The following is a 24,456-nucleotide window of genomic DNA, read 5'->3' on the forward strand; positions in this document are numbered from 1 at the left end:
CGGAAGAGAAGCGGCACGTGAATGATCCCCGTGTGCGCGTCCTGGCAGGTTCACCACGACGCTGACCGACACGCACATGCGATACGGGTTGCAGCAGAGAAGCCCCAAAGGTGGGACAGCCCCGGCCCGAACCGCTTGCACGTGCTGACTGGCCACGATCGTAGGAGAGGTCCGTTATCTGACGCTCACACAGTGATCACCTGGCGGTCACATGCGATGATCACGAGCATCATCGCGGCGTTACAGGACCGTCACGAGTGGCTGACGCGGCTGGTCAAGGGGCCTCCGTTCGAGTTTGTCATGTGGCCAGATTCGGACACACAGCTACCGGCTTTGCCTAGATCGACTAGACGGCATAGGTTCGCTACCTGGCAAAAGCCGACGGAAGAGGGCGAGGCCATGCAGTTCAAGATCTTGGGAGGTGTGCAGGTCGCCGCAGGTGCCGGCACGATTGATCTGCCGGAGGGCCTCGTCACCCATGCGGTCTGGGTGCTCGTTCAGGCGGAGCGAAGTCTTTCCCGCTCAGAGCTCAAGGAGTTGCTGTGGGAAGGCGGACAAGTCAGCAACGGTCAGGTCAGATCGCTGATCAACCGCATGGCCGAACCCCTGGGCAATCGGATCATCCGCGATGGCGGTGCCGTTGGCATCGAGATCAAGGACGAGGACTACGTCGACCTACGTGCGTTCAGGGAACTGGTCGACGACGCCGAACGAGAGAGTCAGCGCGACCTGTGGAAAGCCGTGGCGCTGTACGACTATGGGCTGCGCCTTTGGTCTGAGCCGCTGCTGGATGGGCTACCAACGACACGCGCTCTTGAAACGATGCGCATGTCCCTGCTCGACGAATATCTCGATGCGTTTGAACGCGCGATCGAGCTGCACCTCAAAGTAGGGCATCACCGGGAGCTGGCTCGGAGCCAGCAGTTGGCCAACCTCGTCGACGAGTTCCCTCACCGCGAGGGGCTGCGGCATACCCTCATGATGGCGAAGGTACGGGCGGGACGTCCCGGGGAAGCACGACGACTTTATGAAGACTTCAGCGCCGAGCTGGAGGTTAGGCAAAATGCGGCGCCCGGACCCCTCCTTCAGCGCCTGCACGAGCAGATTCGCGCCGGTGATCCGGCACTGTTGTGGAGTAAGCCTCCCGAGCATCCCTCCGATGAAGCCGTGAGGGAGGCTGGTGGGAACATTAGTCAGCCCTCGACGGTAAGGATGGAGTGCAGCCTGAGCGGTGGCGACTTCCACGCTGCACCCGACCGGGCCGCGGTGACGATCGTGAAGCGAGCGGCCCGACAGGTCGCCCGACTTCAGCACGAGAACGAGCGCTACGGCGTCCGGGTGGTCCGGAAGCTAGCGGCGGACGCGGGAATCGTCCGGGTACTCGAAGTCGGAGCGCCGGTACCGGGGGATTTCAGCGCTCACGTGCACCTGCGCCGAGTCACTCAGGGCGACGACATTCGCGTCGTCTACACCCAGGCTGACGCCAGCGTCGTGACCCACGCCCGGTCCCTCCTCGCCGACGAGAGGCAGGTGGACTACGTCCTTGCCGATCTAAGGGATCCTCGCACGATCATCGACAACCCGCAGGTCCAGGAACTGCTGCTGGCTAGTCAGCCGATCCTTCTAATGATGCGTTCGGCAATCAACTACACCCCCAGAGAGGAAGACCCCCAGGCACTGCTTGGTGCGCTCGTCGACGCAGTGCCCCCAGGCAGCTATGTCGCCTTGAACATCGCGACGACGGAAGGGATGAACGACCTGGTCGAAGCACAAATCGGGGGTATCTACGACGGCGTGGATGACGAGCCCCGTCTGGTGCTGCGGACCCGCAAGGAGGCGGAGGCGATGTTCGCTGGGTTGGATCTGGTCGCTGGCGTCTCCTACATTCAGGAGATCTGGCCCGATCGCCCGCACTTGGCCGGCCTCAAGCCTGACCAGCTCGGCTCCTTCCGGGCGTTTGGCGGCGTTGGCGTCAAACGGTAAATCAGGTTCAGTCCTGGGAGCACCGCCCGCGGACGCAACATCGTTGAGTGTTGACAGACGGCTCCTCATTTGATGGCCTAGAGAAGCAGCAGAGGAGCCACGTCTTGCGAGAGGTATCTGGCGTGGTCTTTGTCGTTAGGAAGGCACTTCGCCCTCCCAACAGGGATGGACGTCCACCCCCAACAGCACAGCGCGGCTTTCACGCGCGCCACATCGCGATTTCTATGAATCATCGGGAAATTTGTGGCGGCCAGGTGGCAGGATCGGTGAGCCGGTGGTGCGCTCGAACCACCTGATCGCTTGTAGCGTCACCGCCTACCACGCGAAGTCCTTTTCGTAGTTATCGAAGAAGCCCGACGATCGATTGAGCACGAGACTCACAGGGCACAAGAAGGGATTTCCTAATGACCCCTCCGGCCAACGAAAACCGACTTCCACTGTATCCGCTTCCCTGCGATAGGGACCCTCTCCACCTCAGTAAGAGTTACCAAAGCCTGAACCGCCCGATGGACCGAGTCTGCCACAAGGCCAATGGCCAGATGATCTGGGTCGCAATGGATGTCAGGTCCGTCCGGGAAGTACTGGTCCACCCAGCACTGAGTCGAGCTGCAGCCGATCGCCTCAACTTGCTTGGCTACCCGCCTCTGGGCCCGGCCTCTCTGCTCGGAACCGACGGCAACGACCACCGCAAACTACGCGACAGAGTCAAAGACGCTTTCACGAAGGAGCGCGTTGACGCCCTGCGACCGAAGATTGCACGAACCTGCGACGAACTGATCGATGCGATGATCGAACAAGGCCCACCCTGCGACCTTGTCGAATCGTTCGCCCTACGGCTGGCCATGGACACCGTTGGCGAGGTCATCGGAATTCCCTCACATGACAGACCAAAGTTCCGCGAGTGGGGAGACGCATTCCTTTCCACTCACACCGGGGATAATGCGCCCGAAGCAATGCTGGCAGCTCGACAGGCCATGGAAGAATATCTGCAAGATCTTATCGCGCAACGGAGTAAGCACCCCGCCGACGATCTCATTTCAGCGATGATCCAGCAGAGCGATCCGGAAGCAGGGCCGGACAAAGCATTGATCAGCCTTCCGCTCGAGATCATGCTTGCCGGATGGGAGACCACGGCAGCAGCCATCACGTCCTTCACCTACTGGCTTCTGACTAACCGATTTGCACACGACACAAGCCACTATACCTACCTGAGCACACATCCCGAGGCCATCCACCATGCTGTCGAAGAACTGTTTAGGATGGTTCCGGTCGGCGCCGAGGATGGCCTCCCGCGTTGCGCAATTCGCGACATCGAAATCGACGGCATACCAATCACAAAAGGAGATCTGGTCGTAGCGAGCCACGATGCAGCCCATCGCGATCCAGAATTCTATTCTCCCGACCCTGATCACGTCGATCTTACCCGGCAGAAAAATCCTCACATGGCTTTCGGCTATGGTACACATCACTGCCTGGGCGCGATGCTGGGCCGACTTGAAGTCAAGAAAGCAATCGAGCACCTGACGCGAAGACTCCCCGATCTTCAGATCGATGTCTCCGAGCAACATCTCCGTTACAAGACTGGGGTCTCCATAAGAGGCTTCGAGGACCTACCTGTCAGATGGGGTACCGGACGATAGGCTGCTCCTTGTCTTCGGCGCGGCAGAGACGCTAGCTTGATCTCTAGCCCGCTATTTCGATATTGCGCCCCGGTTGATCGCGGGGAAGCGTTTGGTCGATCACTCCTTCCTGCAACAGACGGAAGATTAACGACCGAGAGCTTTCCCGTGATCCACGTTCGACTTGTCGGTGTCGGCCATGCACACGGGCAGCCGGTCTCCGACAGGAGTTCTACGGTGCCTGCCGCCGCGGACGGTGCCATTCGTTCGAACTCATCGACATGTTGATCCACACGCTTCCAGAACTCTCGCTGGTCGGGTAAACACCGCTGGATCGCTGTATGTCGCGCTGGCCCGGACGAGACTGGACACCCAGCGTCTGCCTAGTTCAAGCAGGCCATCGGCTGGATGCGCCAGCAAAGGCTGCTCATCGCTCACCTGACTATCATCGACCGTCATGGCGGAGTACAGTTAGAGTCGATCACCTCGATCTGCTACAGGAGGAAGAGTCGCTGCGAGCGCCTCGGCCCGGTCAGCGTCTTCCGGCATATTTAGATTTCTGAATTCCACTGCGCAGCGCCCGAGCTCAGCACGAGCTTGAGTCGAATTTCCAGTAGCACGATAAGCCATGGCGAGACTGAATCGACAATTTGTTACTTGCCAGCCTATGCGATGAGTAATGAAGATATTCAATGCTCGTTCGAGTTTTGGTATAGACTCGAGGTTACGGGCAAGTTCCCGCAACGCCTCAGCTTGATGTTTCAGGAAATAAGCCACGCCCACACCGTAGTCCATCTGCTCCGCTAGCCGCACGCCGTCATCGCACAAATATGCCGCAGTGTCATTATTTCCAGAAAGCAGATGCACGTTGACAAGCGCTAGCAGGGCCATACTGATATAAGATTGCTCATTCAAGCTTGCCGCAATCGCATATCCGCGTTCACACAGCTCAATGGCGTGTTCGTGCTCGCCACGGCCTGCGGCGATGAGTCCGAGTACCCCAAGGCATGTGAATTCCGCGTGCCGATCAGCGACTCTCATGGCTATCTGCAGGCCCAGATCAGCGTCTTCTTCGGCGGCGCTGTTAGTTTCGAGGTTCAGATGACACCGCGCGCGCAGAGCTAGAGCTCGGCTGAGCTCGCGAGGGTTACCCACTCCTGCCCGGTCGCCACGTAGGTCGCTTATGCAGGCGTTGAGATGAGAAATTGCATGGCGAAAGTCCCAGCGATCGGCAGCGATCACTGTTGCGAGCCGTAGGCGCGCCAGGCCTGCGACCCTGTCGTTACCATGTTTCTTGGAGCCATCGATGATTGTTTGCCACATGCGCTGCGCTTCGTCGTGTTGTGCTTGAATATGTAGATGCGCCGCAAGTCGCATACCGAGGCCCATAGCCAGTGTCGACCGACCCTCTAGACCAGCTGTACGGATCATACCTAGTACGTTGGCCTGTTCCACAGTCAACCACGATTTAGGATCGGCATCGACCATATGATGAATATCCACTGGAAGCGTCATATCGGCTGAGTCGAATCGCTCTGGACGAGGGAAATATGGTTCGCGAGGCAGATGGGAGTCGGCGCGGTCGAGGATCTCCAGCCAAGCGATGAGCAAGCGGACGAGTACCGCTTCCCGGTCGGCGTCCTGTCTTAGGCGCTCAGCGGCAAAGTCATTCAGAAGAGAGTGCAGTTGGTATCGGGGCTGTCCCATGGGATCGCAGCCGACGTGGCTCACCAAGCTGTGCTGAACCAGGGTATCGATCACGTCCTCGGTGTCGGACTCGTTGAGCAACGGCGTAAGCGTCCATGGGGCGAAGTCGGCCGGCCCGAACAAGCTCAGACGTCGGAAGGCAACCTGGCTGCGGGCATCGAGCGCCTGGTAACTGGATTCGATGACAGTCCGCACGGCGAGGTCGCCCGCGCTGAGCTCGTCCAGCCGACGTCCCTGAGCCCTGAGCAGATTCACCATGTGCCGCAGCGACCAGTTCCTGGCCGTTGCCAGTCTCGCACCAGCAATGCGTACCGCCAGTGGAAGGCCTGCACACTCGGCAACCAGATCGGTGGTCGCCTGCAGCTCAGCGTTAATGCGGGCTTGGCCCTCGTCGCCGAGAATCTTCGTTAGCAGCTCACGTGCATCGTCGTCCGCGAAGCCGCTTACGTTGATTGCGTGACACTGGGGCTGACCGGTTGGTTTGATGCGGCTGGTCACCAACAGGCTGCTCCCAGGGCTCTCTGGGATTAGTGGCTGAATCTGCGAGGCCGTGGCAGCGTCATCGGCGACTAGGAGGATGCGGCGTCCAGTCATCTCGGAGCGGTACTGGGCGACGCGCGCTCCAAGGTCATCAGGGATGTCGCCGGCGGTCGTTCCGAGCGCGCTAAGGATCTGGTGCAAAATCGCGCCGGGTGTCAGGGGCGCCGATGATGATCCGGCCAGGTGTACGTAAAGCTGCCCATCGGGGTAGTAGCCACGATGCAGCAGTTCGTGAGCGGCGTGTATGGCCATCGAGGTTTTTCCTGCGCCGGGCGGCCCGGTGACCCACGCGACGGTTCCCCTGTTTGACGCATCGGATCCCGGAAGGATGGCCAAGAGACGATCCAGCGGTTCCCGGAGACCGGTGAAGTCAGGCAGGTCAGGCGGGAGCTGGGCAAGCGAGCCACGGGTGGAGTCCATGGTCTGCTGGGCAGTGTGGGGTGGTGGTGACCACGGAGGTCGCAAGCCAAAGACCGGATTATGTCCAGTTGCGATGAGGTCGCGTATTCGGACGAGGTTACGGTCGGGGTCCATGCCTAGCGCGCGATGAATTGTCTGATGGGCGTCAGTGTAGGTCTGTACGGCTTGGCCGGCTCTACCGACCTGATACAGCGCCAGCATCAGCCGTGCCCAGAAGGGCTCGTGCACTGGGTCGTCAGCCAGCCAGAGGCGTGTCTCCGCCACGATGGATCTTTGATCGCCTATCGCCGCAAGCGAATCGGCGAGCGTCATCCGGACGTCTCGTAGTTCCTGAAGCAGGCTGTGGACGAGGCTTCCCATTGCTGCGGTATCGGGGAAGTCGACGAGTTGTGGTTCACGCCAAACGGCGAGAGCATCGCGCAAATGTCTGACGGCGCGCTCGGCATCGGAGTCCGCGAGTGCTCGGCGCCCGCGAGCCACGAGGTCGCGGAACCGTCGAACGTCGAACGCGTCGCCTGGCTGCAGGCGCAGGCCATACCCCACTTCGTCTTTCTTCGGTAGCCGATCACGACCGATGATTTTGCGTACTTCGGCCAAGCGCGTTCTCAACGCGCCTTCGCCGGGTACCTGCCCTTCACCCCATAGCAGCTTCATCAGCCTGCGCTCGGGTACTGAGCGGCCCTCGTGCAGCAGCAGAACAGCGAGCATTTGTCGGATCGTCCGTTGGCTGAGCAGTGTCGCCGCGTCATGACTGGGTGCGCCGTTGACCTCTAGAGGTCCGAGAAGCTTGAAATCCATGAGCCCCCGCTTCCATGGACATGATCAAACCCTGGTGATGCCATACACGTCAAATGCGATTGAGGTCTCCTATCTGCACCGGGCCGTCAGATCGACCGGCTGCTCCTGCGAGTCTCTTCCATGCCTGCTAGTCCTCAGCGGTATCCGTCGCACGCCGGGTGTCACGACTGGGTAAGGCCATCGCGCCAGGTCACACAGGCTGGACCCCGCCAGCCTGGGCGGGGTCATCATGCGAACCGTGGCCGCACAAGTCGGCTCTCGCCGCTTTAGCCCACGGAAGCGACGGATGCGCACATGCCTCATACAGAGCATATACAGCATCCTCTCATTTACCTACAACCGGACCGATGTCGCTACCGAGCGAGCGCCAGTATTCACTCCTGGCTTGCCGCAGAACCACATCCAGCGTCCGCTAACGCAGATCTAACGCCCAGCTGATCCGGTTTTGTTAAGGTCTCCCGCTTACGGCACTGTGCACGGGGCACGGGCAAGAATCGCGAGCAGCACCTTGAATCGCCGGCGTGCCGGGAGGAGCGGTTTGACCTACAGCTACACGATCACCGTTGAAGAACTGGGTCCACAGTGGCTGGGATTTCCGGTGGAGACGATCTCCGGCGACGGAAGACGGATCGGCGGGCGCCTCGTCGGATACAGCATCCCACCCGACGCAGACGCAACGCTGGGAATAGAACCTCACGAGAATCCGGTGGAAGTCAGACCCAAGACAACAATATTGGTCGTCGTTCACTGGCCATTCCAATGGCGACAGCCCATCACATCGGATGCAACATCCGCACGCCCCACCACGGCCGAGCGTCAACGAGCCGAACGCAGCCATGAATAGCCCACCGCAATGGGCGAATATCGTCTCTCCTGACACCTCCCGGCCGATGCTGGTTGCGTCGAGAGCGATCCCGGCAGGAAATCTAGTCGTCTCCATCACCGGCCCCGGCAGCTCAATGCAGCTCACTCCTGCGGCCAAGCCGCGAACACGTTCCACCCGGCCTCGGCAGCCACGCGGCGGGAGCATGTGCCCTCCAAAGGCAAGGCGCCGCCGCTGCTGTGGTCGGGCAAGTCGCGGGATGACGGCCCGGCGATGCCGTTCTGGCTGCGTCCGGTGAAGCGCGAGGACGGTGACGACGAACGATGAGGAGCCGATGGACCTGACTGATCGCCAGCGCAAGTTCCTGTTCGCCGCGCTGGTGGTGCTCCTTGTCGCGGCCGGAGTGGTCCTGACCGTCGGCACCGGAAGCGGTAAGCACAAGAACTCGGCGCGGCGGAACGGGACGACCCCGTCGCCGTCCGTGCCGTCGGCGACCGTGCCCGGACTGACGGGTCCTCCGCCGAGTGGTGGTTCTTACGACATCTATTCACTTCTGCCGTTCACGCAGAAGGACTTCAGCGCGGCGGCGGACGTGGCCCGGCGTTTCACCATCGCGTACGGCACGTATCGGTACGACGAACAGCCGGGTGCCTATACCGGGCGGATGCAGGGCATGGTAGGCGCCGATCTCGCGGCGCAACTGCAGCGCGATTCGTCGGCGCCGGGCGTTCTCGAGCAGCGGAAGCAGGACAAGGAGGTCTCGACCTCCGACGCGCATCTGGACTCTCTCCGGGACATGGAGAAAGACCAGTTCATCTTCCTGGTCACCGGAACGCAGCACATCAACAAGGGAGGAAGTTCCAGCGACAGCAGTCAGCAGTACGCCGTCACGGTGACGAGGTCCGGTGGGGGCTGGGTCGTCTATGCCTTCCAGCCGGCCAATGTAGGGGACAAGTGAAGGGAAAGAGATGAGGCTTCGCCGGCACTCGCAGCTCGGCGTCGGCCTGGGGGGACGATGTGGAGAGCGTTGCATTGCACCGGATCAAGGTGCGGTCCACTTGCCGATCATCATCGCCGGAGGTGCCGCGGCTCTTTTCGTCCTGAGCTTGCTCGTCATTCCGTTCTTTCTCGCGGCGAACCACCCTGAGCAGATCGCGAGCGGCGGCGGAAACTGCACGGACACCTCCGGCGCGGCGTCACAGCCGCAGCAGTCCGGCGATGCCAGCAGCATCCCGTCCAACTATCTGGCGCTCTACAAGAAGGCAGGCCAGCAGTACGGCATCCCCTGGAACGTGCTCGCCGGAATCGGATGGGTGGAGACCCAACACGGCCAGTACAAGGCACCCGGCGTCCTCAGCGGCGAGAACTCCATGCACGCGGGTGGCCCCATGCAGTTCATCCCGAAGACGTGGGCGGAGTTCGGGGTCGACGGCAACGGCGACGGCAAGAAGGACCGCTATGATCCGGCCGACGCGATCCCCGCTGCCGCCAACTATCTGAAGCACAGTGGTGCACCAGATCGTATGCGCGATGCCATTTTCGCGTACAACCACTTGGTGTCGTACGTCAACAACGTACTGTCCTGGGCGAAGAAATACGCTTCAGGCAACTTCGACGTCGTCCAAGCCAACGGCCCGAGCTGTGCCGACACGGATGCTGCGCCAGCGGCCCCGAACGAGGTCGCCGCCAAAGTGATCGCCTTCGCGAAGGCGCAGTTGGGCAAGCCGTACGTCTACGGGGCAACCGGGCCCAACAGCTTCGACTGTTCCGGGCTGACGATGAGTGCCTACAAGAGTGCGGGCGTGACCATCCCGCGACTGTCCGATGATCAGTATTGGTGGGGGGCTTCGGTTCCGAAGGGGCAGGAGCAGCCCGGTGACCTCGTCTTCTTCGAGTACCTGCCGGGGCATACCGGCCCTGGGCATGTCGGCATGGTCTACAACCCCCAGAAGGGCATCATGATCGTCGCACCGCATACCGGCGACGTCGTCAAGCTCCAGAACTACAAGACCTATCCCGGTGGTGCCGTCGGCTTCACCCGGCCGACGGCTCACAACGGTCATAATGGTCCGACCAAGAGGCTCTGATCGCGCATCGTCGAGTCGACATCAGCGCCGCTGATACGTGGCGAATTGAGCACCGACGGCGCTACAGGTCCTCGCAGCGTCGCGAAACAAGCGGGCTCCACCGCGTCAGATATTCTGCCCCGTCCAGGCGAGGGCGGACATGCCGTGCCGGATGGTAGCCAGGATCAGTATGCGGCCGGTGCCCGGTCTCCGGAGCAGGCTCGCGGATTGGCGAGCAGACTGCCGCTCGCGGATTGGCGAGCAGACTGCCGTCGGATAGTCGTCCCGGATCGGCTGCGGCGTCGGCCAGCTGATGAAGATCGTGGAGCTGTCTGCGTCTGCTGCGGGTCAGGAACGACGGGAGCCCGAACCGCGCGAGTACTTTCTCAGCCCGGTACCGTGGCCCCCCTGTCCGTCGGCGGTATAGTGCGCCCCTTCCTTGGAAGAGCACGTCGATGCCACTGGCCTGCTCGATGTCGGCTGAAAGCAGGTCGAGCGCCGTACCGTCTTTGAGATTGAACGTCGCGATCACCAGTTCGCCGTCACTCATCGCCGCCTCCGGGCGAGCGCTGCCCGCTCAGCGCGTCTTGCGCTTGGGCGCGTGGATACGCCCACAGCGGCTTCATCGCCCAGGGCGGGAACGGTGTGGTGGGACGGCGCGAAGACCAGGTGCTCGGCAGATGCCACACAGTGCGACTGCGTTCGCGACCACCACCACGGTGTTCCGTCCGTACGACCGGCCGATGGTGGCTGCCGAGCAGCTCACAGGACCGGGCCGTCGCGACGACGCTGACGTGGCTGAACCCACCGAGCGTCATCTCGGCCTTCCAGGGAATCTCGCAGGCGCATGGGCCCCGGCCGTGCGGACCCGGGAGTACCCGCACGGCCGGGGTGCTCGTTGCGTGACCGAGCGTGTCCTATTGCGTGCCGCTCGGTCGCTTCACCGTGTGATCACCGCTGTGACCAGTACGGTCAGCGGAACAAGCCGTCGCGCATCGTTACCTCCTCGGTCGTTGGGTGGGGTCGGCGCTCATGTCGAGCGCTCGACGGCTCAGTCTGAAGACGGACGATGCTGTGGCCGTCCACCCCTGGACGTCCACCGTTCAAGCCGTGCGAGCCAGCGCATGGACGAATCGGAGGGCGCTACCGACGGTACCGACACCGGAGGCCGGGTCTTCACTGAACATCGCGTCGTTGTCCAAGGGTGGCCCGGCGGGGAGAGGTCAACGGCGTGAGCGCGTGGTCGGGCCGGTCGAGCCAAATCTGTGTCCTGTCCGAGGTGACGGTGATGCCGAATCGGTCGCGGGTGGGTTGGCCGTAGCTGATCCAGGTGAAGAACGCCTCACAGATCTCGTGCCATAGATCCCGCGGGCCGTGTTGTCGCACGAGGGGGCGCTTGAGGCCGGTGCCGCACTCCACGGTGAGCCTTGAGTCGCTGGTCCAGGCCAGCAGGCGGAAGTGCTGGCCGTCGTCGGTGGTTTCGTAGGTGCCAGATACGTCTGGGAGCAGACCCGCGATGGCGACGTCGGCGCCCCAGCCAGCGAAGACGATGCGGCGAGGATCCATCGACGCCTCCTGTTGCCCACAGGTCCCGTTCGGGCCGATCAGGTCGGCGGGTTGGGGGCGTTGGGAGCGCATCATCATGTACTCGGTGCTGTCGACGAACCGTCCGATCGCTGTCCGGTCATGTTGCACGGTCAGCGTGACGGTGTGCCCGCCGATCCAGTCGGCCATCCACGGCAGCACGATCACCCCGCCGGGTCGGGTCTGTTCCACCCAGGCGTGCGGAATGGTCGTGACACCGCAGGTCACATGCACCCGGTCGTAGGGGGCACGTTCCAGGCAGCCGTGTATGCCATCGCCGACGATCAGGTGCGGGGCGTAGCCGAAGTGCGCCAAGTTCGCGGCGGCTTGCATCGAGAGACTTTCATCTACTTCGATCGAGGTGACGTTGCCGCATCCCAGGCGGTGGCTCAGCAGCGCGGTGGTGTAGCCGACGCCGGTGCCGATCTCCAGCACCTGGTCGCCGTCGTAGGGATGAAGGCGCTGCAGCATGTTCAGTACCGAGATCACGCGCGACAGTGAGGAGGTCGCCCTGCCCTCGCCACTGGCCGGATCGCCTGCACCGTCGTTGATCTGGGTGACGATCACGTCACCGCTGTAGACCGCCGTCATCCACCCGAGCGGATCTTTGCACTTGTCGATCGCGTGGCCGTTGCCGCAGCCGGGCGGCCGGCGCCATGCCCGATCCTGCACGAACCAATGCCGCGGTACCTCAAGCAGGGCATCTGCCCATTCCTCCTGAGTCAGGTGCCCGTCTTCCCGCAGCTCTTTGATCATCGCTTCCAGATGGCTGGGTGGGCGGGTGTCGGGTTTTGTGAAGACCGGCGGTCGGCCCGGGATGAGCCCGTGCTCGTCGAAGTCGTGTTGGTTCATGTCCTTCCAAGGGGTCGTAGTCAAAAGCGGATCGTGATCCACCGGGCCCGTCAGCAGTGCGCCCAGCAGTGCCTCGTAGGCCCGTCTGGTTCCGGCAGCCGCCCGCCAGTCGGGCGGTCCATATCTTGTTCCGTGATTGACGCGGTTGAGCCCGTGTCGTCGGCCGTGACTTGCCGGCCGCGCGGGAACGTCAGCGACCTGGAGGCACCGCTGCGGTCAGGCCAAACACGAAGCGGCGGGCGTCCCCGACCGTTCCGATGCCGCCCAGCGGCAACCGGTGCCGCTGGGGAGTTCATGGGTACGCCGACGACCGCAGTAGGCTGCGGCGTCTGAGAGCCGGATCATCAGCGAGCCCATGTTCGGGTCGTGACGGCCCGGTGCCCTTATGGGCTGGTTGTGGCGTTGTCCTGGCGAGCTTCAGTTCCTCGGCGTCAGACGGGCGGGGAGCGCCTGGGCGGCGTTGGAAAACAGGGAAGGGACAGGTTCGAGGTCATCGGGCGCGACTGCGAGGGTCAGGTCAGGGAAGCGATCGAACAGGGTGCTCAGGCCGATGGCAGCTTCAAGGCGCGCGAGAGGCGCGCCGAGGCAGTAGTGGGGGCCGCCGCCGAACGCCAGGTGTCCTTTTTGCTGGCGGGTGATGGTGAAGCTCTCGGCGTTGGGCCCGTGTTGGTGCGGATCTTGGCCGACGCCGCCGAACAGTCCGAGCACGGCGTCACCGGCTGGGATCGTGACGTTGGCGATGGTGATGTCCTCGAGCGGGTAGCCGGCGGTGAGGAAGTCGATGGGGCCGTTCCAGCGCAGCGTTTCCTCCACGACGTCTTCCCAGATTCCCGGTCCGCCGGATAGTGCGATTGTCTTCTGATCGGGGTGGGTGAGGAGGGCGTGGGTCGCGTTGGTGATCAGGTTCAGGGTGGTTTCGTGGCCAGCGGTGATCATCAACCACAGGGTGTCGGTCAGGACCTCCTCGGTCAGGACGTCGGGGTGCTCGCCTTGGGCGGTGAGGAGTGCGCTGGTCAGGTCCTGGGCTGGTCTGCGGCGTCGCAGGTCGATGAGTTCGGCCAAGGTGGCATGACGGTCGCGTTCGGTCGCGGCGGCCTGGTCGGGGCTGATGTCGGTGCGGAACAAGGCTTCCACCAGCGCTCGGAATCGCTCTCGCCTGGGTTCAGGGACGCCGAGCAGGGTGCAGATCACGTTCATGGGCAGCGGGTAGGCGAAGTGCTTGCGCACGTCGACGACTCCGTACTCGTCGGTGTGTTCCGGGAGCGCTTGGAGGAGTGTTTGGGCCAGGTGGGTGATTTGCGGGCGTAGTTGCTCGACGCGACGTGGGGTGAACACGCTGCTGATGAGGCGTCGCAGGCGCTGGTGGGCATGCCCATCGGCGGTGAACATGTTGGTGACGATGAACATCCCGGCCAGCGGCCAGTGGTGGATGCGTCCGTCGTCGGCAGCCTTCCAGTTCCGCCAGTCTTTGCTGACGCGGGGGTCACGCAGCCATTCGGCGAGAAGACGGTGGCGGGTGATGACCCAGGCGGGGACGCCGTCCGGTCGGAACTTGTCACCGGGGAGCAGAACCGGCACGACGGGGCCGAGGCCTCGCAGCCGCGCGATCTGGCGGCGGTGCTCTTGGCCGGATACGTCCAAGGGAAGGGGCTTCGGGGATGGGTGGTGGTCCGGCATGGTTACCTCGCGCGAGACGACAGGTGTGTGGGGACGGGGGCGAAGGTGACCGGGAGGCTGGCCAGGCCGCGTGTCCAGGGCGACGGTATGAGCGGCACGTCCTCGGCGGCGATGGTCAGGCGGATCTCGGACAGCCGGTTGAGGGCGGTCTGGACGGCGACGCGGGTGATGATGCGGGCCGGGTCGTGGGCGGGGCAAAGGTGCGGGCCGGTCGACCAGGCCAGGTGAGCGCGGTTGCCCTGGTCCAGCCACGGGTTGCCGGTGTGGAGGATCGGGTCGTGATTGGCGGCGGCCAGGCCCAGGACCAGTGCGTCGCCGCGGCGGATGTGATGACCGGCCAGGTCGTGATCGTGCAGGGCGAACCGGGCCGGCATGTTGCTCATAGGCGGGTCGCGGAGGAGAACCTCGTCAAGGGCCTCGTCGATGCCGAGGCGTCCACCGTGCAGGCGCAGCGCGAAGCGCGGATCGGTAAGCATCAGCAGCAGGGTGCGTGCGATCCAGACCGTGGTCGTCTCATAGCCGGCCGAGACCATCACCACCATCTGCTGCAGAACCTCGGTGGTGTCGTGCATGTCGGGGTGCTGCAGGAAACGGGTGGTCAGATCGTCGGCAGGAACCGCCTGGCGGGCGTGTAGCACGTCCAAGAGGATCTGCTCGAAGCGTCGGTTGCCGTCCTGTGAGTCATCCCCGGATCCGAACAACGCGAGCAGTCCCTGGCGGAGTTCCTCGCCCGTTCGAGGGTCGAGCCCGAACCAGGCGGCGACCGCGAGCATCGGGATGACGGCGGCGTAATCGGCAACCAGGTCCGCGTTCCCACGGTCAGCGAATCCGGCGATCAGGTCATCACAGATCTGTGTGACCGACCCGCTGATGCGACCCAGATTGGCGATGCCGTGTTCCAGCGGGGCGCGTAGCCGCCGGTGCTTGGCACCGTCGGAGAAGTATGCGTTGTCGCGTGGGAACATCATCGGCCCCAGACCCGAATCCGGCGGGACTTTGCCTTCAGCCAGGTCACGCCAGTTGTGGGGGTTACGCGAGTACAGCTCTTCGCGGCGGGCGACCTGGATGAGCTCGGGGTAACCGAGGACAAGCCAGGCCTTGATGTCGGGTGCCTCGAGTTGGACCGGGGCGACGCTGCCCCACTGCTCGCGCAGCCGCCGGTACACCACATGGGGGTCTGGGCACATGGTCGTGGCTGCCAGCGGGGTCAAGTTCGTCATGTCCGCCAGCGCGGCGGGCGGGGTCAGAGTCATGAGGATGTCGCTTTCAGATTCAACGCATGTTCGGCGAGAACGACCAGGGCATCGCGGCAGGATCCGCGCTGCCGGGCGTCGCAGTAGACGACGGGGGTTTCAGGCGGCAGATCGAGCGCGGCTCGCAGCTGGCCGGTACCGGGTTCGGGGGCTCTGGGGAAACGGTTGACCGCGACGGCGAGTGGAAGTCCGGGGCTCCGAGTCTCCAGCTCATCGAAGACCTCGAAGCTCTGTTTGAGACGGCGGGTGTCGACCAGGACCAGGACGCCGACCGCGCCGAGGGCGAGTCCATCCCACAGGTTCCACAATCGGCGTTGCCCGGGAGTGCCGTACAGATACAGGACCGTTCGGTCGCTGATGGTGATACGGCCGAAGTCCATCGCGACCGTCGTGGTCGTTTTCTCGGGAAGGCCGGACAGGTCATCGACGCCGACGCTGGCTTCGGTCATCGCCTCTTCGGTGTGCAAGGGCCGAATTTCGCTGACCGATCCGACCAGCGTGGTCTTGCCCACCCCGAACCCGCCGGTGACGAGGATCTTCAGCGAGTTTTCGACGGTGGCCGGGACATAGCGGCGGTCAGAGACGGCGGAGGCCATCAAGCAGCTCCTGCAGGATCTCGCGGGATGGGTCCGGGGCGGGCGTACGGGCCGATAGGTACTGGTCGTCGACCAGGCCGGAGGCGACAACGGCGGTCACGCTCACCGGCAGCTCCAGGTGCGCGGCCGCCTCGGCGAGCGACATCAGCCCCTGGCAAAGGCCCACCAAGCGTCGCTGCTCGAGGGTGGCGTGGACCGGCAGCGGCCGCGACGTGTTCGCGATGAGCAGCGTTTCGGGCCGAATCGTGTTGCGGGTGGGCGCCGCGCGGCCGCCGGTGATGACGTACGGCCGCACGGGGCGGTCCCGGTACTCGCCCGCGCCGGTCATGGCCGACCGGTGCCGCGGGCTGGCGTGCTGAGCGTCTCCTTCCCCAACTGCTTGACCCAGCGCTGCATCTCCGAGCCGATCAGCGCCGGGTCAACGTCGCCGGCGGTGATGACCGCCAGGCGGGTGCCGTTCCCGGCCCCGCAGAGGAAGACAAACCCCCCCTCGAACTCCACCATCACCTGGTGCACGGTGTGGGGCTTGGATCCGAAGGTCGTAGCGAAGTCCTGTCCCAACGCCATCAGCCCGCTGCTGCCTGCTGCGGTCCGTTCGGCCTGCTCGTGTTGCAGGGTCTGGGATTTACCGATCGGCAGGCCATCGGCGGCAAGAATTACCGCGTGCCACACGCGGTCGATCTCGGTGATCTTGTCCGCCATCCAGTCGAAGTCGCCCATTGCCAGCTCCTATTTCTCGGTTCGCTCATCGATGTCGGTGTCGTCGGCGACACCGACGTCAGGGGAATCGCCCGCCTTAGCATTTGGCCGGAGGAATCTCCGTAGCCACTCCCCCGCTTCTTCGGGCGTGGCAGCGGCCGGCCCGGCGGACTGCGGCGAATCCGGCTGGGCCGTCTGTAGCCGGGCCGTCTCTGCGGGCCGGGTGTCACGACGGCGTGACCGGCGACGGGGCAATTCGTCTACGGTCCCCTCGTCTGCGTCGACGCCCGGCTCCGCGTGTCGCGACGAGACCGCCATGCCACGCGGCGGGGCCGCTGTGAGCACATCGTTCGCGACGATCGGTTCGATCAGCTCTTCGGGGATCCCGACTACCACATGCAGACCGCCATACGGAGAAACACCGCGCAGGTCGACTCGGAAGCCGAAGCGATCGGCGTACAGGCCGACCACGACCAGCCCGGTCGGGACCGACTCCCCCAGGTCCTCGACAACTACTCGCCGCCGCCCTGAAGCGATCTGGCGGGCCTGTTCCAGCCGGGACTCATCCATCCCGACACCACAATCATCGATCTCGATGACCGCACCTTGCTGGACGCGTGTCACCGTCGCGATCACCGGGGTCCTCGGCGGTGAGGACTGCGCGGCGTTCGCCAGCAGTTCAGCGACTACGTGGATCAACGCCTCGGCCGCTCGTGCAGCGACAGCGGCATCCTGGCCGGTGTTGCTGCGGATCTCTACCCGCTCATAGGAGATGATCCGCCCGGAAGCGGCGCGCACAACCTCGGTCAGCGGCAACGCTTCGGTCCATTGCTGTCCCGGCCAGTCCCCGCACAGCACCCGCCGGTTCTGGGCATACCGAGCAATGACCGCGGCGACGTGGTCGATGCGCATCCCGGCCTCGACGACCGATTCATCTGGATGTTCGAGCAGTTGTCGCGTCGCCACCTCCTGGAGCCGGTGCGCCAGGGGCTGCGTGTGCTGACCGAACGCGACCACCGCGGCCCGCATCGCCTCCTGGTGATCCCGATGCCGCTTCGTCGCCTCAGCGGCGGCGATGATGATCTCGTCCAGCAGCCTGCGCACCATCGGGTCCAGGTGCTCATCTATTGGTATCGGCGGCGTCGTCTGCCCTTGCAGCGTGGCAGGGAGTCGCCGCTGTGACACATAGGCGATCGCGTGCCGTGTCGCCTGTGATGTCGCCACCAGCCGAGTGCGCAGCTGTTCGATCTGCCGGGCGGATTCATCGGCGCGGTGAGCGGCGTCCGCAGCGCGCAGGTCGGCTTGTTCGATACGCCGAGTGGCGCCGACTTGGACCGCGTCTGCGTACTGTTCCGCCCGCCTGACACGCTGGGTGGCCGCGATTTGTATCGCTCGGTGCTGCCGGCTTAGCAGCCACTGGCGTCCTGTCAGGGTGAACGCCGTCGCGACCGCAGCCACCCCAAGCGGCCACGCCGGCGGCGGTGCCGCAACGACGTCTGCGCCTGAGAAGGCGACAAAGATGGTTCCGGCCCAGCCGAGGACGTTGTTCAAGCGTCGGTGGCTCACAACGGCGGGGGCCGGATCCGTCGTGACGTCGGTCGCGGGGGAACGTGGGGCTGTCACGGCGGGCGTGTCAGAGTTTGCCGAGATGTGCGGATACTGGCGAGCTTCGTCGCTGGCGCGGTTACCTCTGGGGGCGTTCACCTGGTTTCTCCTTTCTGTGTCCGGTACGGCGACGGGTCAGCGCTGTCGTCGCGGAGCGCACCGTCATTGCGATGCCATTGCGTAGTCCTGTCCCTGTTCGGCGGCGTCGGTGCCGGAAGCTGGGAGGCCGGGCATGCCGAACAGTGCGTCGAGCAGGAGGTGACGCACGGGCAAGAGCGGCGGGGGCCGATCGCCTGGCAGGCTCTGGCTCATCACGATTCCTGTTCGAGGGTCGCAAGGCGCTGGGCGATGAGTGAGCCGGGGCTCGGGTGTGGTCTTCACGAGCAGCCTTGGTGGTAGGTGGTCATGTGCCAGGACGTACGGGGCGCCTCGGGTCGATTGCTGGCAGGGCCTGGCCGGGGGCGGCGGTCACCATCTGACCATCGCAAGTCGCTGATCGGGTCGGTGCGGGGTGCAAACCGGCTCTCATAGCGGCGTGACATCAGGCTCAGAAACCGACCCCGAGCCGGGCCACCCCACCCAGATGCGGCATCTCGATTTGCTGTTCAGGAGGAGCATCAGGTCGCCACTGGTTCACCGGAACCACCCCAGGGCCGATCAGCTCGAGGCCGTCGAAGAAACGAGTGATTTCCGCTTCGCTGCGTGGCACTCCGGGGATCCTGGCTTCCTGCTTCCATACTTCGGCAGCGTGTTCGGTCGCATCGGTTCGCTTGACATGTGAGATCGCCAGACAGCTCCCCGGCGCCATCGGCTCGAGCAGGGCTTCGACGATCCGGTAGGCCTCATCGTCCGGAGCAAAATGCAGAGCAGCGATCAGCAGCAGCCCGACCGGCCGCCTGAAGTCGATCAGCTCATGAACGCCCCCGTGAGACAAGATCTCCTGGGGCTTGCGCATATCGGCCCGGACGATGTTGGTCTGGTCGCCGGCCAGGAGCGCTCGGCCGTGCGTCAGGACGATCGGGTCCTTGTCGACGTAGACGACGCGCGCATCCGGAGCAACTGCCTGTGCGACCTCGTGAACGTTGCGTTGCGTGGGCAGACCGGAACCGACATCGAGGAACTGCTGTATCCCGCACTCCGCAGCCATGTAACGGACCGCCTGCTCGAGGAACCACCGGTTCGCCTTGGCCATCTCGGGGATCTCCGGCACGAGTGCCATGGCGCGTTTGGCGGCTTCCCGGTCGACGGGGAAGTTGTCCTTGCCGCCGAGAAAGTAGTCATACATCCGCGCGGCGCTGGGGACAGTCGTGTCGAAATCGTCGCCGAAGGCGCCGACTGGCTGGCCGGTGTCCCGCTCGGGATCCAGGCCCTTGATCACTGTGTTCTCCGTACGTCGTGGTGGGGTTTGAGGATGGGCCGGGCCAGAGCCACCTTGGCCCAGCCCGGCCCATCGATCGGCGGCGTCGAGAGACGGAACCGCCGAAGACAGCTGCTACGCGTCACTTCGGCGCGCCGGACCGTGCCGTCATGACCTGGCAACTGTGGGGACTCCCGGCCCTGCGGCGGGGCGTCTGCCTGTATCTCTTGAGGACCGGTCAGCCGCCGCCGGGCCGAGAGCGGTCACGGGGGCATCAGCTCGTCGACTCTTTCAAGCTGAACACTGATCCGCTGGGCCGGAACGTCGAGCCACACGCGCTGGTCAACGGGCGTCACGATAAGCCCGAACCGGTCGAGGTCCGGCGAGCCCCAACCCACCCATCGCAGGTAGGCGGCGCGGACGGCGTCCCACAGGCGGCGCGACCCGCACTGCTCGACGACGAAGCGGACCTCACCCGGCCGGTAGCGCACCAGCGCCCAAGAGCCGCTCGCAAGCGCGTCCGGGCGGGTCTCGACGAGCCACATCGTCCGTTCACCGGGAATGTCCGGGCTCGCGGGAGCGAAATGGAAACGTACCCCGGGCACCAGCGCGGAGATCGCGAGCCACGCACCGTGTGGATCCTGGACGATCGACCGCGGATCCATGACGGTGGTGCCGACTTCGGCGTAGCCGGAGTGATGCCGGAACTCGGTGATGTCCTTAGCGACCAGGTGGCGCTCGGAGCGCATCCTTGCCGCTGCTCGGTCGACCATGCCGTTGTTCTTGCCGCCAAGGTAGTGGTCGTACATGCACGCCGCGTTGGGCCGGCTCGGGTCGTAAGGCATGGGCGGCCGACTATTCATCCGTCGCCTCCCCACGAGCTGAAGTGGCAGCAGCGAGTTGTTCGGCCAGGTCATCGATCTGGGTGGCGCGCAACTCCGCCGACTCCCCGGTGCCGGGTAGGGGGCGCGCGACCCAGTCCCCGTGCCGACCGCCGTCCAGGAGTTCGCGGTAGATCTCGAAGCGGTCGCCGTAGATCGCCTGGAGTTCTTCGGGGCGGCTTGGCCAAGGGCCGTGCAGCCCGTCTCTCTCGCTATTTCTGCTGCTCATCGGGTGTCCCTCTCAGGTCACCCGAGACGGTATGCAGAGGGAGGTCAGTGTGACAGTGACGGACCGTCGCAGTTCTAGTCAGAGCACAGGGAACTACTACGCTCCATAGCAGTTCCGACTCTCCGTATTACCTAGAACAGCCCTGGCGATATCGAATGTGGCCGACGAGCGAATGATCAAGTAGATCTCGTCGGCCATGTAGCGTTTGAGGCAGCGCATGATCTCGGGCTTGGACAGGCTTTGCTTGGTGCGGCGATCGACGTAGTCGCGGGTGCGAGGCGGCGTTGGCCTGACAGTCCCCGCAGCGGTTATGCGGATCCGGTTGGGGTCGTTGTCGGCCGTGACCGACAGGTGGTCGACGACGTCGGGACCGCCGTCGTAGGCTTCTAGCAGCCTTGGGTTGATCGCCGCGGCCAGCGGTTGATGAGGTCTCCAGGTCGACCTCGATCGACAGTTGCTGCTGGCGGCGGACCAAGGCGCACAGCGCCAGCAGGGCGATAGTCAAGTCAGCAATGGGTGCAGACGAGCGCCTTCCGACCCAGGCCGACGAATCGGCCCTCTGAGGACCCGAAGTCACTCCGTCCTAGGATCAGACCCAGGCGGGAGGCGCTCATCTACATCATCACGGTCAACCCTCCACGTTCATGAACTCGGCGAGTTGCCGCTGGTCCTCGTTGGGCATGCGTGGACGCTTACCGAGGATGTCCCTCACGACATCCCTGGCGTACTGCTGGTATCGCATCCATTCGGGGTGCTGCCGCCGGAGGCTGGTCATGATCTCGGTGGCCTTGTCAGTGTTGCCGGTACTCACATGCGCGTTCGCGAGGTCAAGCAGATGACGGTTCCAGGTCGAGGTGTTCGCTCGGCCGGCGTCGCGGGGTATCTGACTGGCCAGCCGCAGTGCCGCGTCAGGCTGGTCCGCGAGGATCTCGATCTCTGGGCCCATCACTGCGGCGCTCACCGGACCGAAGTTGTGATGGCCAGCGAGGTCTTCGTGCTCGCGCTCCAGCCGAGCCCCTGCCGTTCTGGCGACCGCCGCGTACTCCCGCGCCTCGCGCGGCCGGTTGTTGCGGGAAGCAGCCGCAGCCGCGCGAACCAGCAGCCATCCCCAGGTCGACAGCTGATCCGGCGTGGCCGTCGACATCTTCGGCTCGATCTCATCGGCTGTCCTGACGCAGAGCCGCTCCACCTCCCCGAGTCGGCCCTGCCGCAGCATCGCCCATGCCTGACTGCTCACCGCAGCGGCAGCGAGCGGGATGTCGCCGACCTCGATGGCGTCCCGCAACGACGTGTGCAGGGCGATCAGCGCGAGATCGTGAGCACGGACCTGGATCAGGTACCGGCCCGCCAGTCCCGTGATGTCCGCTCGCAGCTGGAGAGCCTCCTGGTGATCGTTACCCGCATCAAACACTTCCACGTGATGGTGGGCTGATCGGACAAGCGCCGGCATGGTTCCGGCGAGGTCGTCGTATCTGTCGGCGTGGTAAGCAGCGGCGACGTAACGGACGGCGCGACGGAGCTGGCCGAGATCTGGAGCACCGACCTCGGTCGTGCCGAAGATCGGATGGCCAGTGAGACTGATGGGCGGATGGATCGCTGACCGCATCTCCGCGAGGACAAGTTCATCGACCGAAGCCTCAGTCGGCTCTGGTGACGTCGGCGCGACAAAGGTGACGGTGACCACGCCAAGCGCACGAGCGATCTTGTGCAACGTCTCCATGCGTACGTTGCCGCCCTGCTCGATCTTCCTGATTACCGCGACGCTGAGGCCAGAGGCTTCGGCCAGCTCCTCTTGACTCATACCGCGTCGACGACGTAGCTCCCGAATTCGATCAGCGATGGTAGATTCGCTCACAGCCCTGTGTCCTTCCTGAGACCTGACGACCCCAGGTTAGGACGCAGGGCTGTTCTATGTAATACGGAGAGTCGGAACTGCTATGGAGCGTAGTAGTTCCCTGTGCTCTGACTAGAACTGCGACGGTCCGTCACTGTCACACTGACCTCCCTCTGCATACCGTCTCGGGTGACCTGAGAGGGACACCCGATGAGCAGCAGAAATAGCGAGAGAGACGGGCTGCACGGCCCTTGGCCAAGCCGCCCCGAAGAACTCCAGGCGATCTACGGCGACCGCTTCGAGATCTACCGCGAACTCCTGGACGGCGGTCGGCACGGGGACTGGGTCGCGCGCCCCCTACCCGGCACCGGGGAGTCGGCGGAGTTGCGCGCCACCCAGATCGATGACCTGGCCGAACAACTCGCTGCTGCCACTTCAGCTCGTGGGGAGGCGACGGATGAATAGTCGGCCGCCCATGCCTTACGACCCGAGCCGGCCCAACGCGGCGTGCATGTACGACCACTACCTTGGCGGCAAGAACAACGGCATGGTCGACCGAGCAGCGGCCGAAGCGGCGATTGCTCAAGAACCCCTCATTCCCCTGATGGCCAGGGAGAATCGTGCCTTCCTCCGCCGGGCGGCCAGGTGCCTCGCCGGGAAAGGGATCCGGCAGTTCGTCGATGTCGGCAGTGGCCTGCCCACGCAGGCCAATACGCACGAGATCGTTCAGGAGATCGCACCCGAGGCCCGCGTCGTCTACGTCGACAACGACCCGCTCGTCCTGGCACACGGTCGCGCCCTTCTGGTGACGAATGACCGCACGACGATCATCGAGGCAGACCTGCGTGACCCGGACGACATCATCGAGGACTCGGAGCGCAGGGAGCTGATCGACTGGTCGCAGCCGACCGCCGTCCTTGCGATCGCTGTCTTTCACTTCATTCGCGATAGCGATGACCCGTACGGCATCGTCGCGAAGCTCCGATCGGCGATGGCGCCTGGCAGCTTCCTAGCGCTGAGCCACGGAGAACGCACCCGCAGGATGAAACGTGCCGCGAAGGCCGCCTACAGCAGGGCGAACGCGCCAGGAGTACCCCGCCCGCGCAAGGCGATCGAACGCTTCTTCACTGGCTTCGAACTCCTCGATCCCGGGCTGGTCCCCGTCACTCGGTGGCAGCCCGATCTGGAGCCCCGCAACCTCACCATCCCGTTCCTGGGCGGCGTCGGCCACATACCAGCGGAGGCACCTCGTGGATGAGCTACAGCGCCCGCGCAAGTTGATCGATCTGCTGTCCGCCGCTCTCCTCGCGCGAGACCTGCGCGTCAAGGTCGACGACGACCTCGTGACAGCGACCAATCCGGACGGGCCGTCCCAGAGCGTACGGCTCTGCGAGACACCGGGGGGCGGGTTGATGTGGTGCTGGGGCTGGGCCGGCGTGCGTCCGGCCGACCACGCCCCACGAATGCCAGTGCCAGGCGTCGATCCGATCTGCCCCGCTGGCGAGATCGGCCAGGCCGCGGATCGCATCGCAAAGGTGGTGTCCAGCCGTGTCCAGGAGGCCGCCGATGCGTAACAGCCGCAGGACCCAGATCGCCGCGCAGCGGACCGAGATTGCCGCGCAGAAGACCCAGATCGCCGCACAGCTGGAGCACGACCTTCCCGGCTGGGTCGTCATATCCGCGCCCTACCACCGTGGCTTCACCGCGTTCGGCGCGTGCACCCCTGCGAGAACGATCATCGACGCGACCGACCCGGACACCCTCATCACTCAGTGCCGCGCCGCCGAGCTCGCTGCCGTATCCGGCGCACGTCGCGCCCCGTAGACGTGGGTGCGCAGCTCAGGCCCGCGGACGCCGGCCTCTAACCACGAGGTCACCGGATACCGGGCTGCGCACCCGCATCCAGCCCCTCCCCCTACGCCCGACCTTCGGC

22 protein-coding genes are annotated in these 24,456 nt (G+C 64.4%); 8 read left to right on the forward strand and 14 right to left on the reverse strand.

Annotated elements, in window-relative coordinates:
- The first annotated feature begins 399 nt into the window (after positions 1–399).
- Together ACYVF7_RS34025 and ACYVF7_RS34030 are read left to right on the forward strand one after the other, a co-directional pair.
- Positions 400–1,983 (forward strand): SAM-dependent methyltransferase, encoded by a 1,584-nt coding sequence (locus ACYVF7_RS34025; protein ID WP_460348784.1) that lies wholly within the window; start codon positions 400–402, stop codon positions 1,981–1,983.
- A gap of 539 nt (positions 1,984–2,522) precedes the next feature.
- Positions 2,523–3,623 (forward strand): cytochrome P450, encoded by a 1,101-nt coding sequence (locus ACYVF7_RS34030; protein ID WP_460348786.1) that lies wholly within the window; start codon positions 2,523–2,525, stop codon positions 3,621–3,623.
- Positions 3,624–4,073: 450 nt separating this feature from the next.
- On the opposite strand, the gene ACYVF7_RS34035 is transcribed toward ACYVF7_RS34030, so the two are convergent.
- Positions 4,074–7,067: an AfsR/SARP family transcriptional regulator gene (locus ACYVF7_RS34035; protein WP_460348788.1), complete on the reverse strand. Its 2,994-nt coding sequence runs from the start codon at positions 7,065–7,067 to the stop codon at positions 4,074–4,076.
- A gap of 1,157 nt (positions 7,068–8,224) precedes the next feature.
- On the opposite strand from ACYVF7_RS34035, the gene ACYVF7_RS34040 reads away from it, so the two are divergent.
- Both ACYVF7_RS34040 and ACYVF7_RS34045 read left to right on the forward strand, forming a co-directional pair.
- Positions 8,225–8,848, forward strand: coding sequence for a hypothetical protein (locus ACYVF7_RS34040; RefSeq protein WP_460348790.1), 624 nt, complete (start codon positions 8,225–8,227; stop codon positions 8,846–8,848).
- 100 nt (positions 8,849–8,948) lie between these two features.
- Positions 8,949–9,977: a C40 family peptidase gene (locus ACYVF7_RS34045; protein WP_460348792.1), complete on the forward strand. Its 1,029-nt coding sequence runs from the start codon at positions 8,949–8,951 to the stop codon at positions 9,975–9,977.
- Positions 9,978–10,038: 61 nt separating this feature from the next.
- Here ACYVF7_RS34045 and ACYVF7_RS34050 read toward each other — a convergent pair whose 3' ends face one another.
- From ACYVF7_RS34050 to ACYVF7_RS34110, 13 genes are all read right to left on the reverse strand, one after another.
- A complete protein-coding gene (locus tag ACYVF7_RS34050; RefSeq protein WP_460348795.1) occupies positions 10,039–10,506 on the reverse strand; it encodes a hypothetical protein in 468 nt (155 codons plus the stop codon).
- Between the two features lie 626 nt (positions 10,507–11,132).
- Positions 11,133–12,392 carry a methyltransferase domain-containing protein gene (locus ACYVF7_RS34055; RefSeq protein WP_460348797.1) on the reverse strand — a complete coding sequence of 420 codons (1,260 nt, stop codon included), beginning with the start codon at positions 12,390–12,392 and terminating at the stop codon, positions 11,133–11,135.
- 417 nt (positions 12,393–12,809) lie between these two features.
- Complete coding sequence (locus tag ACYVF7_RS34060) at positions 12,810–14,033, reverse strand: cytochrome P450 family protein (protein ID WP_460348799.1); 1,224 nt, start codon at positions 14,031–14,033, stop codon at positions 12,810–12,812.
- A 38-nt stretch (positions 14,034–14,071) separates the two neighbouring features.
- The gene (locus tag ACYVF7_RS34065; protein ID WP_460348801.1) at positions 14,072–15,322 is read right to left on the reverse strand and encodes a cytochrome P450 family protein; all 1,251 of its coding nucleotides are present in this window, start codon (positions 15,320–15,322) and stop codon (positions 14,072–14,074) included.
- Positions 15,319–15,918 (reverse strand): GTP-binding protein, encoded by a 600-nt coding sequence (locus ACYVF7_RS34070; RefSeq protein WP_460348803.1) that lies wholly within the window; start codon positions 15,916–15,918, stop codon positions 15,319–15,321. Before ACYVF7_RS34070 ends, ACYVF7_RS34065 begins: the two co-directional genes overlap by 4 nt.
- Entirely contained in the window at positions 15,899–16,246 is a 348-nt protein-coding gene (locus ACYVF7_RS34075) for a DUF742 domain-containing protein (RefSeq protein WP_460348806.1), read from the reverse strand. The genes ACYVF7_RS34070 and ACYVF7_RS34075 overlap by 20 nt, the downstream gene beginning before the upstream one ends.
- Complete coding sequence (locus tag ACYVF7_RS34080; RefSeq protein ID WP_460348808.1) at positions 16,243–16,638, reverse strand: roadblock/LC7 domain-containing protein; 396 nt, start codon at positions 16,636–16,638, stop codon at positions 16,243–16,245. Before ACYVF7_RS34080 ends, ACYVF7_RS34075 begins: the two co-directional genes overlap by 4 nt.
- 9 nt (positions 16,639–16,647) lie before the next feature.
- Positions 16,648–18,321: an ATP-binding protein gene (locus ACYVF7_RS34085; RefSeq protein ID WP_460348810.1), complete on the reverse strand. Its 1,674-nt coding sequence runs from the start codon at positions 18,319–18,321 to the stop codon at positions 16,648–16,650.
- A 63-nt stretch (positions 18,322–18,384) separates the two neighbouring features.
- Positions 18,385–18,534: a hypothetical protein gene (locus tag ACYVF7_RS34090; protein WP_460348812.1), complete on the reverse strand. Its 150-nt coding sequence runs from the start codon at positions 18,532–18,534 to the stop codon at positions 18,385–18,387.
- A 235-nt stretch (positions 18,535–18,769) separates the two neighbouring features.
- Positions 18,770–19,600 carry an SAM-dependent methyltransferase gene (locus ACYVF7_RS34095; protein WP_460348814.1) on the reverse strand — a complete coding sequence of 277 codons (831 nt, stop codon included), beginning with the start codon at positions 19,598–19,600 and terminating at the stop codon, positions 18,770–18,772.
- A gap of 242 nt (positions 19,601–19,842) precedes the next feature.
- On the reverse strand, positions 19,843–20,424 hold the full coding sequence (locus ACYVF7_RS34100) for a hypothetical protein (RefSeq protein WP_460348816.1): 582 nt from the start codon (positions 20,422–20,424) through the stop codon (positions 19,843–19,845).
- 10 nt (positions 20,425–20,434) lie between these two features.
- Positions 20,435–20,689 carry a hypothetical protein gene (locus ACYVF7_RS34105; RefSeq protein ID WP_460348818.1) on the reverse strand — a complete coding sequence of 85 codons (255 nt, stop codon included), beginning with the start codon at positions 20,687–20,689 and terminating at the stop codon, positions 20,435–20,437.
- Between the two features lie 628 nt (positions 20,690–21,317).
- Complete coding sequence (locus ACYVF7_RS34110) at positions 21,318–22,544, reverse strand: helix-turn-helix domain-containing protein (protein ID WP_460348820.1); 1,227 nt, start codon at positions 22,542–22,544, stop codon at positions 21,318–21,320.
- Positions 22,545–22,733: 189 nt separating this feature from the next.
- Between ACYVF7_RS34110 and ACYVF7_RS34115 the strand changes: the two genes are divergently transcribed.
- From ACYVF7_RS34115 to ACYVF7_RS34130, 4 genes are read left to right on the forward strand one after another with little or no spacing between them, the layout of a single operon-like run.
- On the forward strand, positions 22,734–22,988 hold the full coding sequence (locus ACYVF7_RS34115; RefSeq protein WP_460348818.1) for a hypothetical protein: 255 nt from the start codon (positions 22,734–22,736) through the stop codon (positions 22,986–22,988).
- Between the two features lie 10 nt (positions 22,989–22,998).
- Complete coding sequence (locus ACYVF7_RS34120) at positions 22,999–23,781, forward strand: SAM-dependent methyltransferase (RefSeq protein ID WP_460348822.1); 783 nt, start codon at positions 22,999–23,001, stop codon at positions 23,779–23,781.
- Positions 23,774–24,097, forward strand: coding sequence for a hypothetical protein (locus tag ACYVF7_RS34125; protein ID WP_460348824.1), 324 nt, complete (start codon positions 23,774–23,776; stop codon positions 24,095–24,097). The genes ACYVF7_RS34120 and ACYVF7_RS34125 overlap by 8 nt, the downstream gene beginning before the upstream one ends.
- The gene (locus ACYVF7_RS34130) at positions 24,090–24,347 is read left to right on the forward strand and encodes a hypothetical protein (protein ID WP_460348826.1); all 258 of its coding nucleotides are present in this window, start codon (positions 24,090–24,092) and stop codon (positions 24,345–24,347) included. The genes ACYVF7_RS34125 and ACYVF7_RS34130 overlap by 8 nt, the downstream gene beginning before the upstream one ends.
- Positions 24,348–24,456: the final 109 nt, after the last annotated feature.

This window comes from Actinoallomurus acanthiterrae, assembly GCF_054775715.1.